Origin of the sequence: Mycolicibacterium pulveris, from assembly GCF_010725725.1 — a bacterium.
Classification (GTDB): domain Bacteria; phylum Actinomycetota; class Actinomycetes; order Mycobacteriales; family Mycobacteriaceae; genus Mycobacterium; species Mycobacterium pulveris.
This window is the reverse complement of the sequence record NZ_AP022599.1, coordinates 657878-671448: the sequence shown is the minus strand read 5'-3', so window position 1 is coordinate 671448 and position 13571 is coordinate 657878. Positions and strand designations below refer to the sequence as shown.

At 68.7% G+C, this 13571-nt stretch carries 13 protein-coding genes; 2 read left to right on the top strand and 11 right to left on the bottom strand.

Features of this window, described 5'->3' with window-relative positions; all coding sequences use genetic code 11:
• Positions 1-2: 2 nt before the first annotated feature.
• The 7 genes from G6N28_RS03510 to G6N28_RS03480 all read right to left on the bottom strand — a co-directional run bounded on the left by G6N28_RS03510 (position 3) and on the right by G6N28_RS03480 (position 6677).
• A complete protein-coding gene (locus tag G6N28_RS03510) occupies positions 3-908 on the bottom strand; it encodes a hydroxymethylglutaryl-CoA lyase (protein ID WP_163897062.1) in 906 nt (301 codons plus the stop codon).
• Positions 905-2110, bottom strand: a complete 1206-nt coding sequence (locus G6N28_RS03505; protein WP_163897061.1) for a CaiB/BaiF CoA transferase family protein — start codon at positions 2108-2110, stop codon at positions 905-907. Before G6N28_RS03505 ends, G6N28_RS03510 begins: the two co-directional genes overlap by 4 nt.
• Positions 2107-3300, bottom strand: a complete 1194-nt coding sequence (locus G6N28_RS03500; RefSeq protein ID WP_163897060.1) for an alpha/beta hydrolase family protein — start codon at positions 3298-3300, stop codon at positions 2107-2109. Before G6N28_RS03500 ends, G6N28_RS03505 begins: the two co-directional genes overlap by 4 nt.
• Positions 3297-4433, bottom strand: a complete 1137-nt coding sequence (locus tag G6N28_RS03495; protein ID WP_163897059.1) for a homogentisate 1,2-dioxygenase — start codon at positions 4431-4433, stop codon at positions 3297-3299. Before G6N28_RS03495 ends, G6N28_RS03500 begins: the two co-directional genes overlap by 4 nt.
• Before the next feature lie 75 nt (positions 4434-4508).
• The gene (locus G6N28_RS03490) at positions 4509-4898 is read right to left on the bottom strand and encodes a nitroreductase/quinone reductase family protein (protein WP_163897058.1); all 390 of its coding nucleotides are present in this window, start codon (positions 4896-4898) and stop codon (positions 4509-4511) included.
• A gap of 11 nt (positions 4899-4909) precedes the next feature.
• Positions 4910-6073, bottom strand: coding sequence for an acyl-CoA dehydrogenase family protein (locus G6N28_RS03485; protein WP_163897057.1), 1164 nt, complete (start codon positions 6071-6073; stop codon positions 4910-4912).
• A 46-nt stretch (positions 6074-6119) separates the two neighbouring features.
• Positions 6120-6677 carry a TetR/AcrR family transcriptional regulator gene (locus G6N28_RS03480; protein ID WP_163897056.1) on the bottom strand — a complete coding sequence of 186 codons (558 nt, stop codon included), beginning with the start codon at positions 6675-6677 and terminating at the stop codon, positions 6120-6122.
• 306 nt (positions 6678-6983) lie between these two features.
• Here G6N28_RS03480 and G6N28_RS03475 point away from each other — a divergent pair, with 306 nt between their 5' ends.
• Positions 6984-7961: an esterase family protein gene (locus tag G6N28_RS03475; protein ID WP_163897055.1), complete on the top strand. Its 978-nt coding sequence runs from the start codon at positions 6984-6986 to the stop codon at positions 7959-7961.
• A 181-nt stretch (positions 7962-8142) separates the two neighbouring features.
• Here the strand turns inward: G6N28_RS03475 and G6N28_RS03470 are convergent, their stop codons facing one another.
• From G6N28_RS03470 to hisN, 3 genes are all read right to left on the bottom strand, one after another.
• Positions 8143-9357, bottom strand: coding sequence for an acyl-CoA dehydrogenase family protein (locus G6N28_RS03470; RefSeq protein ID WP_163897054.1), 1215 nt, complete (start codon positions 9355-9357; stop codon positions 8143-8145).
• 30 nt (positions 9358-9387) lie between these two features.
• Entirely contained in the window at positions 9388-10791 is a 1404-nt protein-coding gene (locus G6N28_RS03465; RefSeq protein ID WP_163897053.1) for an acyl-CoA dehydrogenase family protein, read from the bottom strand.
• 134 nt (positions 10792-10925) lie between these two features.
• Positions 10926-11720: a histidinol-phosphatase gene (gene hisN, locus G6N28_RS03460; RefSeq protein ID WP_163897052.1), complete on the bottom strand. Its 795-nt coding sequence runs from the start codon at positions 11718-11720 to the stop codon at positions 10926-10928.
• Between the two features lie 23 nt (positions 11721-11743).
• Between hisN and G6N28_RS03455 the strand changes: the two genes are divergently transcribed.
• Positions 11744-12103 (top strand): hypothetical protein, encoded by a 360-nt coding sequence (locus G6N28_RS03455; protein WP_163897051.1) that lies wholly within the window; start codon positions 11744-11746, stop codon positions 12101-12103.
• 13 nt (positions 12104-12116) lie between these two features.
• Here G6N28_RS03455 and G6N28_RS03450 read toward each other — a convergent pair whose 3' ends face one another.
• Positions 12117-13493 carry an FAD-dependent oxidoreductase gene (locus G6N28_RS03450; RefSeq protein ID WP_163897050.1) on the bottom strand — a complete coding sequence of 459 codons (1377 nt, stop codon included), beginning with the start codon at positions 13491-13493 and terminating at the stop codon, positions 12117-12119.
• Positions 13494-13571 lie beyond the last annotated feature (78 nt).

Genomic DNA, 13571 nt, shown 5'->3' with positions numbered 1-13571 from the left:
CCTCAGCTCAGTTTCCGGTCGCCGGCGCGCAGCAGCGAGCTGGGCAGTTCATGGCCGACGACGCGTTGTGCCACCTCCGCGGCGGTGATCGCCGCCGGCAGGTCGACGTCGACGGAAATGCCGCTGTCCCGCAACAGGTACACCAGATCCTCGGTGGCGATGTTGCCGCTCGCACCCGGGGCGAACGGGCAGCCGCCGAGCCCGCCGGAAGAGGCGTCGAGCCTGGTGACACCGGCGCTGACCGCGGCATAGGCGCTGGCCAGCCCGGCGCCGCGGGTGTTGTGGAAGTGCGCCCCGAGGGGGCGGTCACCGACCGATGGACGGATCCGGTCGATGAGCTCGCTGACCCGCCGCGGCGTGGTCGTGCCGATGGTGTCGGCGATGGCGAGCCGATCCGCCCCGGCGTCGGTTGCCGCGGTCACGATGTCGACGACGCGCTGCGACGGCGTGGGCCCGTCGAACGGGCAGTCCCACGCGGTGGCGATGATGACCTCCACCGACGCCCCGCTGTCGTGGGCGATCGCGACGATCTCGGGGATCAACGCGGTGGCCTCAGCCGTGCTGCGCCCGACGTTGGCGCGGCTGTGCCCGTCGGCCGCCGACACCACGTACTCGATCGACGACAGGCCCGCGCCGATCGCGCGTTTGGCGCCGTTGGGGCTGGCCACCAGCGCGGAGAACTCGATGCCGGGAAAGTTGCGCAGCTGCGCGGCCAGCTCTGCCGCGTCGGCCAGCGCGGGCACCTTGGTCGGCGACACGAACGCCGTCGCCTCCATCTCCCGCACGCCCGTCGCGGCGACCGCCGCCAGCAGTTCGAGCTTGGCCTCCAACGGAATCGGCGCTTCGATCTGCAGCCCGTCGCGCAGTGAGACGTCGCGGATGTCGACGTGGGCAGGTAGCTCGTTCACAGCACTCCTTCCGCCCGCAGCGTGTCGAGTTCGTCGACCGACTTGCCCAGCAGTCCGCGGTAGACCTCGTCGTTGTGCTGACCGGGGGTGGCCGGACCGGCGGTGCGCACGGTGCCCGGGGTGTCCGAGAGCACCGGGACGACGCCGGGCCCCAGCACCGGCCGCTCGATTCGCTCGTCCCAGTGCTCGACCAGCATTCCGCGCGCCCGCAGCTGCGGGTCCTCGACCACTTCGGCGACGGTGTTGATGGGGCCGGCGATCACCCCTGCCGCGCTGAGGGTTTCGATGATGTCGTGCGGCAGGCGGTCGGCGGCCCAGTCGCCGATGATCTTGTCCAGCTCGTCCTGGTTGCGGCCACGGGACCCGTGGTCGACGAACCGCTCGTCGGTGGCGAGCTCGGGGCGGCCCATGGCCTCGCACAACCTGCGGAAGACGGTGTCCTGGTTGGCGGCGATCACCACCCAGCTGCCGTCGGCGCTGCGGTAGATGTTCGACGGCGCGATGCCCTCCAGCCGGGTGCCCGACGGGCCGCGCACCACGCGGCCGACGTCGTAGTCGGGGATGGTGGATTCCTGCACCGCCAGACACGCCTCGGTCAGCGCGGCGTCGACGATCTGCCCCTCGCCGGTGACCGTGCGCCGGTACAGCGCGGCCAGCGCGCCCTGCGCGGCGAACATGCCCGCCAGGCTGTCGCCGAGCGAGAGCGCCAGCCGCGGCGGCGGGCCGCCCGGAAAACCGTTCATGTGCCGCAGCCCGCTGACTGCCTCGGCGACCGAGGCGTAGCCGGCCTTGTGCGCCTCGGGTCCGGTCTGCCCGTAGCCGGAGACGCGGACCAGGATGACGCCGCGGTTGCGTTCGCGCAGCACGTCGTAGCCGAGGTCCCACTTCTCCAACGTCCCGGGCCGGAAGTTCTCCACGATGATGTCGGAGCGCTCGACGAGGTCGAGGAACAGCTCCCGGCCGCGCGGCACCCGCAGGTTCAGCGTCACCGCCTTCTTGTTGCGGGCGTGCACCGTCCAGAAGAAGTGGTGCCCGGCGAGCTCGGCCTGGCCCCAGGTGCGCAACGGGTCCGGCGCCCCCGGCGGTTCGATCTTGATCACCTCGGCGCCCATGTCCCCGAGCAGCCGGCCGGCGAAAGGGCCCGAGATCAAGGTGCCGACCTCGATGACCCGGATGCCGTCCAGCGGACCCGACACCCTCATTGGGAGAACCCGTGTCGGTGCAGCCAGTCGGTGACCACGCCGACCGCCTCGCGCAGCTTGTCGCGCTGGTCGGCGCCCGCGTAGTAGTGGTTGGCGCCTGGGATCTCGTGCATCTCCTTGTCATGATGCCCGATCGCCTCGAACAGCCTGCGGGTGTGGCTCGGCGTGCACGCGTCGTCGGCGAGGTTGCCGATCACCAGCGTCGGCACCGCGATGTCCGGGCCCGCCTTGACCGCGTCGCCGTTGGCGTCGTCGTAGCTCCACTGCGACAGCCAGCTGCGCAGCGTGCAGAACCGGGCCAGGCCGACGGGGGAGTTGTTGACCACCTGCGGGTCGCCCAGATAGCAGCTGCCCGGCGTGCGTTCGTTGGGGTCGACGGTGGGGTCCAGCCAGCGCGGGTCGGCCATCGTGCCGTGCACGACGAACGCGAACTCGTCATCGGGTCGCCCCGCCGCCTTGAGATCGGCCAGCTTTTCCTTGACCCACTTGGTGATTCGGCGGTTGCGGTCGATCTGCGCCTGGCGATACCGCTCGAGGAACTCCGGTGTGTAAGGCGGCTGGTTGGGGTTGTCCGGGTTGTAGAGGTCCAGCTCGGGGTCGCGCTTCGTCGGATCGGACTCGTCGAGGATCGACGCGTCGAGCCACTCGGTCAGCGTGCCGTGGCGGCTGATGTGGGCGGCCAGCAGCATCAGCCCGTCGGCGGGGATCAGCCCAAGCTTGGTCAGGTCCGGGCCGTCGCCGGACGGGCTCGCCGTCACCGTGGGATGCTGGGCCTGCTGCTGGTAGAACACCGACAGCGACCCGCCCCCGCTCCAGCCGGCCAGCACCACCTTGGAGTAGCCCAACCGGTTCTTGGCGTCCTTGATGCACTCGCCGAGGTCTTCGACGACCTTCTCCATCAACAACGCCGAGTCGGTGCCGCGGAACCGGCTGTTGCAGTAGACGACGTGATGGCCGGCGCGGGCCAGGCCGTTCATCATCGGCAGGTAGGCGCCCCCGCCGATCGGGTGCATGAACACCAGCACGGTGTCGCTCGGCCGGTCCTTCGGCCGCAGCAGATGACTTTCCAGCACCACCAGTTCGGCCACCCCGCCGTACACGTCGCGCACGCCCGAAGTGTTCTGGTAGGCAACGAGATACGGGATGCGGTCGTATTCATGGCGCACCGGCGCCCCGGTCGTCGACGTCACGAGTGCTGGCTTCCGTTCGATGTCGCGGCCGCCGCCGCTCCGAGGTCGTGCGCCAGCACCTCCGCCGACGGGGTGAGCCGCCGCGACGTGTCGATCGCGATCACCTTCCAGCCGACGCGGTCCTGTTCGTCGAACTTGCGCCGCGCCCGCTCGCGGGCCTTCTCCGGGGCGCCGTGGTGCACGCCCTGCGGGGCGTGGCTGATCAGGCCGGGCGGCATGGGGATGCCGAACAGGTCGCCGCCGTGGAAGAACGCGATCTCGTCGTAGTCGACGTTGCGGTGGTACCACGGGGGCCGCTCCGTGCCGGGCACGGTTTCGGCGGGCCGGGGCAGGAAGTTCATCACCGCGACACCGGTCGCCTGCATGAACAGGTGCACGGTCGGCGGCAGGTGCACGCTCTCGCTGGCGACGACGTTGTAGTCCTCGATGTTGAATGTGAACGGGAAGTTGTCGCCGCGCCAGCCCTCGACGTCGAGCGGATTGTGTTGGTAGAACAGCGATGTCGGGCCGCCCTCGTGCACGAGCCGGACCTCGTATTCTCCGTTGATCTGCGGGCCGTCGCCGGTGTCGATGGCCTGCGGCTCCGGGATCGTGACCTGCGACGGGTCGAACGGGAAGTGCCTACCCAGGGGACCGGGCGGCGGCACCCGGAACTCGTCGGTGGCCTCGATCATCAGCAGCGTGGTCTCCTCGTCGGGCACCTGCCGCCAGGTCGTGGCCTTCGGGATGTAGACCCAGTCGCCGACGCGGTAGCGCAGCGGGCCGAACTCCGTCTCCAGCAGACCCGAGCCCTCGTGCACGAACGACAACAGGTCACCGTCGACGTGGCGGACGAAGAACGGCATCGGCTCGGCGCGCCGGCTCAGCGAGATCCGGCAGTCGGGGTTGAAGAACAGCAGCAGCGGGCTTCCGGCGGCGTCGCCGGCGTCGCCGGGCTTGAGCGACGAGGCCATGACGTCGAGCGGCTTCAGCGGGCCGACGGCGCGGTAGGCGGTGGGGTCGTGGCGGCGGTAGATGTTCGCGGTGCGTCCGACGAATCCACCGCGACCCAGCTCGTCGTCCTTGAGCCCGTCGAGGTCGGCGTGTAACCGCTTGGGAGTGCGGCCTTTTCGGAGGTGAACGAACGACTCCACGGTGAACTCCATCGACGGCGGGACCAGAAACTAAAACTGACTTTAGTTTTACTTCTGGCGCGGAGTCAACAGCCGTCAGTCGGTGAAATCGACCCGTACCGTCAGCAGGCTGGTGCCGAACGTGCGCACGCCCATGCTGTTGAACTGCGGCAGCGACTTGAGCCGTTCGTGCGGATCGTCGTCGGGCATCAGATGCGCAACGCCGTTGTGCCAGCGCCCGTTCAGCCGCACCCGCACGTTGGGGTTGGCCTTGATGTTCTTGATGTACTGCGACTTCTCGCCGAACTCCGAGACGAACCAGAACTGGTCGCCCACCCGGCTACCGCCCAGCGGCGTCCGTCGCGGCTTGCCGGACTTGCGGCCGGTCGTCTCCAGCAGGGTCTGGAACGGCAGTAACCGCGTCACCCGGTTGGCGACGTTCTTCTGGAACAGCTTGGTGATGCGGTCGCGCACGTCGTCGGCCATCTGGGTTCTCCTCACACCATCGCGGTTCTGGGAATCTTCATTCCCAGTCTGAGGGCGCCAGCCAGTTCTCGGCTGGTGTCGTAATCGAACACTACGTGCCCGGAGATCACGTCGACGTCGCGCCGAATGCGCTGCAGCGGGTGGTCGACGAAGTGGGCGCTGGCGCCCGAGGCCTCCAGGAGCAGGCCGATCACCGCCCGCGATTCGTGCACGATGTGCGCGGCCGCCAACCGCGCCGCCGCGCGCCCCGGCCGCGGAAGCTGTTCTCCCGCATCGACGGCGGCTTCGATCTCGCCGACGGTGTCGGCCAGCAGGGCCCGCAGCCCGCGCAACCGCACCTCGGCCTCGGCGAGACGGGCCTGCGCGATCGGTTTGTCCTTCTGCATCACGCCCTCGTAGGCGAGCACGCGCTCCGACAGCCGCTCGGCGTAGATCGCCGCGGCGCGCTCGGCGCTGCCCAGGGCGGGCATGGCCGCCAGCAGCGCCAGCGCGGGCACCATCGGCCACCGGTAGGTGCCCGCGTCGTGCAGGGCCGCCCCGGGTGCGGTGCCGGTGTAGATGTCGGCCACCCGCACCAGGCGGTGCTCGGGCACGAACGCGTCGGCGATCACCACGTCGTTGGAACCGGTGGCGCGCATGCCGTCGGTGTGCCAGACGTCCTCGATCGTCACCGCGTCGATCGGCAGCAGCGCCAGCGCCGGATAGATGGAGTCGTCGGGGCCGCACAGCGCGCCGACGATGATCCAGTTGCCGTCCATCACGCCCGTCGCCCACGACCACCGGCCGCTCAGCCGCACCCCACCCGGCGCGGGCACGCCGCGTCCGGTCGGGGCCAGGGGAGCCGGCGCCAAGAAGGGCCGCGTCGCGAACGCCTCCTCCTGGGCGCGCGCGTCGAACAGCGCGAGCATCCAGTTGTGCAGAGCGTAGAAGCCGATCGTCCACGCGCTCGAGGCGCAGCCGTGCGCCATTCGTCGTACCGGGTCCAGGATCGACGGAAACGCGGCCTGTTCGCCGCCGTAGCGCGCGGGCACGAGCAATTCGGTGAACCCGGTCGCGATGAACTCCCGGACCGTCTCGGCGGGCAGCCGGCGCAGGCACTCGGCCTCGGCGGCCCGGTCGGCGAGGTTGGCGACGAACTCGCTGGTGATGGCGTCGGCCACCGAAGCAGGGGGCATATCGCCGGACACTACCATACTTTTTTGTATGGAAGATTCGGGTGGGTCAGCGGTGCAGCATGATGTCGAGGAACCGTTCCCGCTGGTCAGTGGCGCTGGGACTGGGCCGGCGACCCGACAGGTGTAAGAAGCCGATACCAGCGGCGAAGGTCGCGTTGGCTCGCAGGTCGGCTTCCTCGAAGTCGAACCCGTAGTCCAGAAACGCCCGGCGCACCGCGTCCAACACGCGCTGATCGGAGGCGCGCACGCTGGCCGCAACCGCGGTGTCGGTACGGGCCCACTCCCGCATCGCCCGTTCCAACGTCCAGTGCCGGGCGGTCACCAGTGCCGTCATCATTTGCGAGAGCCGCTCGCGCGGCGGCATGGCGTTTGCCTCGGCAAAGAACCGGCGGTCCTCGTCACGCAACTCGCCCCACGCCTCAACGAGCGCGGAGCGATAGGTCGCCATGTCGGCGAAATGCCAGTAGAAGCTCCCTTTGGTGGCCCCGACCCGCTCGCACAACCGGTCGAGCTTGAGCGCCTTGATGCCCTCTTCGGCCAGGATCGCGTAGCCGGCCTCCAGCCAGCTGTCCACCGACAGCCGCGGGGTGCGCTCCTTTGCCATGAATCGCAGCCTACGGTCCGCGACCCGGCCCCGCCGACGCCGCGAGCACCGCTTTGCCCGCGCCCTGATGAGAGGGTCGTCCGGCGCACGAAAACGGGCGTCGCGGCCGGTCGGGCTTTATCACATGCTGGTCACATGTTTTACTGCACACGCGACAACTGAAGTTTCTCGGTCCGTTCGACGGCCCTGGGGTGGTCGAACGGGCTCGACGACGCAGTGAAGACATCGCTGCGCCGTCGGTGGCGATCGCTCGATCGCGGGGGAATGGCGTGCAAACGCACAACCGGAAATGGATGGAATTGCAGTATGAGCTTCTTTGACAAGATCCGTGGCCCATGGGCCCGTCGGTTCGCGGTGGCCGCGGTCGCGGCGGCCGTGCTCCCCGGCGTGGTGGGTCTGACCGGAAACTCCGCCACCGCCGGAGCGTTCTCCCGGCCCGGCCTGCCGGTCGAGTACCTGATGGTGCCGTCACCATCGATGGGCCGCGACATCAAGGTCCAATTCCAGCCGGGCGGGCCGCACGCGGTGTACATGCTCGACGGTCTGCGGGCTCGCGACGACTACAACGGCTGGGACATGGAGACCCAGGCGTTCGAGTGGTACTACGACTCGGGTCTCGCCGTGGTCATGCCGGTCGGCGGACAGTCCAGCTTCTACAGCGACTGGTACCGGCCGGCCTGCGGCAACAACGGCTGCCAGACCTACAAGTGGGAGACGTTCCTGACCAGCGAGCTGCCGCAGTGGCTGTCCGCCAACAAGGGCATCTCGACCACCGGCAACGCTGCGGTCGGCCTGTCGATGTCGGGCAACTCGGCGATCATCCTCTCGGTCTACCACCCCGACCAGTTCATCTATGCCGGGGCGCTGTCGGCGTTCCTGAACCCGTCGGAGGGCAGCTGGCCGTTCCTGATCAACATGGCCATGGGCGACGCGGGTGGCTTCGAGGCCAACGACATGTGGGGCCCGACCGAAGACCCCAACAGCGCGTGGGTGCGCAACGACCCGATGTTGCAGATCCCCAAGATCGTCGCCAACGGCACCCGGCTCTGGGTGTACTGCGGTAACGGCACGCCCAACGAGTTGGGCGGTGCGAACCTGCCCGCCGAGTTCCTCGAAGGGCTGACGATCCGCACCAACCTCACGTTCCGCGACAACTACATCGCCGCGGGCGGCAACAACGGGGTCTTCAACTTCCCGCCGTACGGCACCCACAGCTGGGAGTACTGGGGCCAGCAGCTGCGGGAGATGAAGCCCGACCTGCAGGCGCACCTGGGCGCCGCCTGACAGTTCGACACGACGCGAAGGTCCCCGGCCCGCTCGGTTCGTCCGAGCCCCGGGGACCTTTGCGCTGACGGTCCCTACCCATCCGGACCCATCCGGGCGCGAGCAGACGCGTACACCCCCTAAAACGCCCTGTTTTGGGGGTGTACGCGTCTGCTCGCCGGAAGCCGGAAGCCGGAAGGGGTTACTTCAGTTCGGCGGAGGACAGGCCCAGTAGGCGGCGCGCCACCACCAGAAGCTGGATCTGCTGTGTGCCCTCGAAGATGTCGAGAATCTTGGAGTCGCGGGCCCACTTCTCCAGCAGGGTCTGCTCCGAATAGCCCACGGTGCCTGCCAATTCGACGGCTTTGAGGGTGATGTCGCTGGCGACGCGGCCGGCCTTGGCCTTGCCCATCGACGCTTCCTTGGAGTTGGGAATGTCGTTGTCGGCCTGCCACGCCGAGCGCACCATCAACAGATAGGCGGCCTCCCAGTCGGATTCCATCCGCAGGAACTCCGCGGCCGGTGCGCTCTGTGCGTGCGAGGGCTTGTCGTAGGAGATCTCGATGCCCGCCTCGGTGAGGATCTTGCGCACTTCCTCCAACGCCGCCCGGGCGATGCCGACGGCCATCGCGGCGACGACGGGACGGGTGTTGTCGAAGGTCTCCATCACCCCGGCAAAACCCTTGTCCACGTTGATTTCCGGGCTACCGAGCAGGTTGTCCTTCGGGATCCGGACGTTGTCGAACCGGATCACCGCCGTGTCAGAGGCCTTGATGCCCAGCTTGTCCTCGAGACGCTCGACGGTGACACCGGGATGCGCGCGCGGCACGATGAACGACTTGATCGCCGCGCGGCCCTTCGACTTGTCCAGCGTCGCCCACACCACGATGTGCGTGGCCCGGGAGCCGGCGGTGACGAAGATCTTCTCGCCGTTGATCACGTACTCGTCACCGTCGAGCGTCGCCGTCGTCGACACCGCCGCCGAGTCGGAGCCGAAGCCCGGCTCGGTGATGGCCATCGCCGCCCAGACGTCCTTGCCGAGCCGCTCGAGCTGTTCGGGGGTGGCCACGCTGTTGATCGCGGCGTTGCCGAGACCCTGGCGCGGCACCGACAGCATCAAAGCCACGTCGCCCCAACTGATCTCCATCACGTTGAGCACCGCGGACATGTTGGCGCCGTTGTGGTTGGCGTCCTTGGGCTCGTCGCCCTCGCGGAAGGCCTCGGCGCCGGCGAACGCGATGGTCTTGGCCTCCGAGATGCCCTCGAAGAGGGTGGCCAGGGTGTCGAGTTCGACGGGGTATTCGTGTTCGCGAAGATCCCATTTGCGCGAGATCGGCCGCAGCATCTCGGCGGCGCCCTGATGCGCCTTCTCGATGACCGCCTCGAGCTTCTTCGGCAGTTCCAGATTGATTGCCATGATTGGTCTTTCGTTATGAGGAATGACGGCTCAGATGACTACTACGCCCTCGGCGACGCCGATCGCGCGCAGGTCGCGGTACCAGCGTTCGACGGGGTGTTCCTTGGTGTAACCGTGGCCGCCGAGAAGCTGCACGCCGTCGAGGCCGATCTGCATGCCCTTGTCGGTGCCGAGACGCTTGGCCAGCGCGGCCTCCCGGGCGAAAGGCAGCCCCTGGTCGGCGCGTGAGGCTCCGCGCCACGTGATCAACCGCAGCCCGTCGAACTCGATCGCCATGTCGGCGCACATGAACGCCACCGCCTGCCGGTGGGCGATCGGCTCACCGAACGCGTGGCGCTCCTTGACATATGGCACCACGTAGTCGAGTACCGCATGTGCGGTACCGACGGCCAGCGCCGCCCAGCCAAGCCGCGACAGCGCGATCGCCTCCGAGTAATCGCGGTCTATGTCGGCCTGTGGCGCATCCTCCTCGCCGAGCCGCGCGGAGAGCGGCACGGTGACCTTGTCGAGGGTGACCTGGCCGAGCGCCGCGGCACGGATCCCCATGCTGGGATCGGCCGTGACACTGAGTCCCTGAGACGACGACTCGACGATGAACAGCGCCGGTTTGCCGTTGAGTTGTGCTGCCACGATGAAGATTTCGGCGTTCGCGGCGGCGGGCACCAGCGACTTGACACCGTCGAGGCGGTAGCCGCTCGGCGTGCGCACGGCTGTGGTCTTCAGCGCCGTCGGGTCGAAAAGCGGGTGAGGCTCGGCGATCGCCACACAGGCTTGGGGCACGTTCTCACCGGCGAACTCCCTGAGGTAGGTCGCCTGCTGATCGGCGCTGCCCCAATGGGTCAGCGCCGAGGCGACCCCGGCGGGGGCCACGATCGGCAGCGCCAGCCCCATGTCGCCGTAGGACAGTGCCTCGGCGACCAGCACGTTGGTGACCGCCGCCCGATGTGCGGCGATGCCCTCGAAATTCTCGGGCACGTTGATCGCGGCGATCCCGAGTTCGTTGGCCTTGCTGACGAGTTCGTCGGGATACGACGCGGCATCGTCGGCCTCGCGGGCGGCCGGCCGCATCACCTCGGCGGCGAACTCGCTCACGGTCTCGACGATCATCTTCTGCTCGTCGTCGGGCGTGAGGTCGAAGTAGTCCGAGCCGCTCTTCTTCAGCCGGGCCGGCGCGTTGCCGCTGCCGGTCACCCGCTTGAACTGCCGGGTGGCCGCGCCCGCGGCCGAGAACGCGTGTTTGACGCCGTACTTCAGCCCGCGGTTGAGCGGGTCACGCAGGTTGTAGCGGTCGAGGAACTCCTGACCGACCAGCGGCGTCACCAGAGCCAGCCCCAGATCGGTCGCCGTGCGCTTGTGTTTCTGCAGGCCCACCGCGCTTTCCTTGTCGGCGCGCTTGGGCCGTGATCCGTGTTTCGACGGCAGGGTGTTGGTCATTTTCAACTGCCTCGCTATGGGGATTCTCGTCGGCGCTTGCCGAACTGACTCCAGAGTAAGGTATCCGAACTGACTCCTGAGTAACATCGCCCGCTTTGTAGCGCAACTCACAGCGCCGGCTTCGGGCGTGCGAGCTATCGGGACGGCTGAGAAAGCCTGGTCAACACCGCGTCATGCAGCAGCGCGTTGGTGGCGACCGCGCTGCCGCCGTGTGGGCCCGGCTGTCCGGCCAGGTTCGTGAACGTTCCGCCGGCCTCGCGGACCAGGATGTCGAGCGCGGCCAGATCCCACAGCGACACCTCGGGTTCGGTGGCGATGTCGACGGCCCCCTCGGCCAGCAGGCAGTACGACAGGAAGTCGCCGAAGCCACGCACCCGCCACACGTCGTCGGTCAACTCGATGAAGCGCTCACGCAGCCCGAGCGCCGCCCAGCCCGACAGGCTCGAGAACGACAGGCTCGCCGATTCCAGGTCGTCGACCTTGGACACCGACAGTCGCCGCTCGGGTTCGGCACCCGCTCGGGCGTGGGCGCCGTGCCCGGCCTGCGCCCACCAACGCCGTTGCAGCGCAGGCGCGCTCACCACGCCGAGCACCGGCACACCGTCCTGCAGCAGGGCGAGCAGCGTCGCCCACACCGGCACGCCGCGCACGAAGTTCTTGGTGCCGTCGATCGGGTCGACGACCCACTGGCGCCCGCTGAACTCCGTTGTCCCGCCGAACTCCTCCCCGAGCACCGCGTCGTCGGGGCGGTGCTCCTCCAGCCGGCGCCGGATTCGCGCCTCGACGTCGAGGTCGGCGTCGGTGGCCGGGGTGAGGTCGGGTTTGGTCTCGACGACGAGGTCCACCGCACCGAAGCGCGCCGTCGTCAACGCGTCGGCCTCGTCGGCCAGCGCCAACGCCAGCGTCAGGTCATCGGCCTCAGAACACATGCCTGTGGTCCTACCATGTCGGTGTGTGGGAATTCCTGGCGATGCTGCTCATCATCGGCGCGATCGTCGTCATCGCCGGGCCGATGATCATGCGTCGCCGCGGCGCCGGCGCCGACTGGCCGTCGGGCACGCTGCTGGTCACCGGCGTCAGCCCGCGACCGACCGACGTCTCCGGACAGCAGTACGCGACGATCACCGGCGTCATCAACGGACCCACGGTCAACGAACACGCGGTGTATCAGCGCCTCGAGGTCGACGTCGACAACTGGCCGACCATGGGCGCGCTTTTTCCCGTCGTGTACTCGCCGAAGAACCCCGACAACTGGCGGTTCGCGCCGCAGGCGCCCCCGCCCGCCCAGGGCGAACCGCCGCCCTACGCCTGAGAGCGCGTCGACGTCACCGGTGCCCGATGCGCAGCAGGTCCGCGACGCTGGTGAGCTTCACCCGCGGCCGGCCGTGCGGTTCGCCCGCTGAGCGCTCGTGCTCGTCGATCAGCTTCCAGTGGTCGCCGGTGACCACCTTGGGCTGGCGCTCCACCACCCACCGGGCCAGCTGTTCGGCATGATCGGCATCGCGCTCGACCAATTCGGCCGCGCGCAGATCGGCGATCAGCGTGTCGACGGTCTCCTGTGAGTCGCTCTTGTTGCTGCCGATCACGCCGGTGGGCCCGCGTTTGATCCAGCCGACGACGTACTCGTTGCGGCTGCCCTCCACGCGCCCTTTCGTGTGCGGAATCGTGCAGGTGCGGTCGTCGAACGGCAGCCCGGGGGTGGGCACCCCGCGGTAACCGACGGCGCGCACCACCAGCTGGGCCGGCACCTCGTCGCGTTCGCCGGTGTCCTTGGCGACGACGCGGCCGTTGTCGGTGACCAGCTCGTTGCGCCCCAGCACGATGGCCTCGACCTTGCCGTCACCCTTGATCTCGATCGGGGAGGTGCGGAACCGGAACACGATGCGCCGTTTGGCGCCGCGGGGTGGCCGCTCGGCGTACCCGCGCAGCACCTTGATGTTGTTGCGCACGGTCTTGCCCGCGGCTTCGAGGTCCTCGTCGGTGATGTCGGCGAAGTCGGCGGGATCCAGGATCACCTCGACGTCGGCAAGGCCCTCCAGGTCGCCGAGCTCGCGCAGCTCGAGCGTGGTGAACGGGGCCTGCAGCGGCCCGCGCCTGCCGATGATGAGGACCTCCTCGACCCCGCGGTCGGCCAGCGCCGCCAGCGCGTGGTCGGCGATGTCGGTCTTGGCCAGCGTCGCGGGGTCGGTGACCAGGATGCGGGCCACATCGAGCGCGACGTTGCCGTTGCCGACGACCACCGCACGCCCGGTCGACAGGTTCGGCGCCATCTCGCCGAAGTGCGGGTGCGCGTTGTACCAACCGACGAAGTCGACGGCGGCGACGCTACCGGGCAGCTCCTCGCCGGGGATGCCTAGCGGGCGGTCGGACTGGGCGCCGACGGCGTAGATGACGGCGTCATAGCGTTCGGCCAGCTCGGCGGCCTGCACGTGCTCACCGACGGCGACGTTGCCGAAGAAGCGGAACCGCGGGTCCGACGCGGTCTTTTCGAACTGGGCGCTGATCGACTTGATCTTGGGATGGTCGGGAGCCACCCCGGAGCGCACCAACCCCCAGGGGGTGGGCAGCATCTCGTACATGTCGATGCGCACGTCTGGTGCCGGGCCGGCATCGTCTCCGGCATCGGCGAACTTCAGCAGCGAAGCTGCGGCGAAGTAACCCGAGGGGCCCGAGCCGACGATCGCCACATGGTATGGACGCATACTCAACCTTCTGTAGGCCGTGTCACTGCCCTGGCGACGCGCAAGGGGCTGTCGCGTCGTCGCCGGGCTGGTTACCAC

Excerpts from the sequence above, each read along its gene's own strand:
- G6N28_RS03465 (WP_163897053.1), bottom strand. The coding sequence starts at position 10,791 with ATGACCAACACCCTGCCGTCGAAACACGGATCACGGCCCAAGCGCGCC.
- G6N28_RS03490 (WP_163897058.1), bottom strand. The coding sequence starts at position 4,898 with ATGGCCGACGACGTGCGCGACCGCATCACCAAGCTGTTCCAGAAGAAC.
- G6N28_RS03485 (WP_163897057.1), bottom strand. The coding sequence starts at position 6,073 with ATGCCCCCTGCTTCGGTGGCCGACGCCATCACCAGCGAGTTCGTCGCC.
- G6N28_RS03505 (WP_163897061.1), bottom strand. The coding sequence starts at position 2,110 with ATGAGGGTGTCGGGTCCGCTGGACGGCATCCGGGTCATCGAGGTCGGC.
- G6N28_RS03480 (WP_163897056.1), bottom strand. The coding sequence starts at position 6,677 with ATGGCAAAGGAGCGCACCCCGCGGCTGTCGGTGGACAGCTGGCTGGAG.
- G6N28_RS03470 (WP_163897054.1), bottom strand. The coding sequence starts at position 9,357 with ATGGCAATCAATCTGGAACTGCCGAAGAAGCTCGAGGCGGTCATCGAG.
- G6N28_RS03475 (WP_163897055.1), top strand. The coding sequence starts at position 6,984 with ATGAGCTTCTTTGACAAGATCCGTGGCCCATGGGCCCGTCGGTTCGCG.
- hisN (WP_163897052.1), bottom strand. The coding sequence starts at position 11,720 with ATGTGTTCTGAGGCCGATGACCTGACGCTGGCGTTGGCGCTGGCCGAC.
- G6N28_RS03450 (WP_163897050.1), bottom strand. The coding sequence starts at position 13,493 with ATGCGTCCATACCATGTGGCGATCGTCGGCTCGGGCCCCTCGGGTTAC.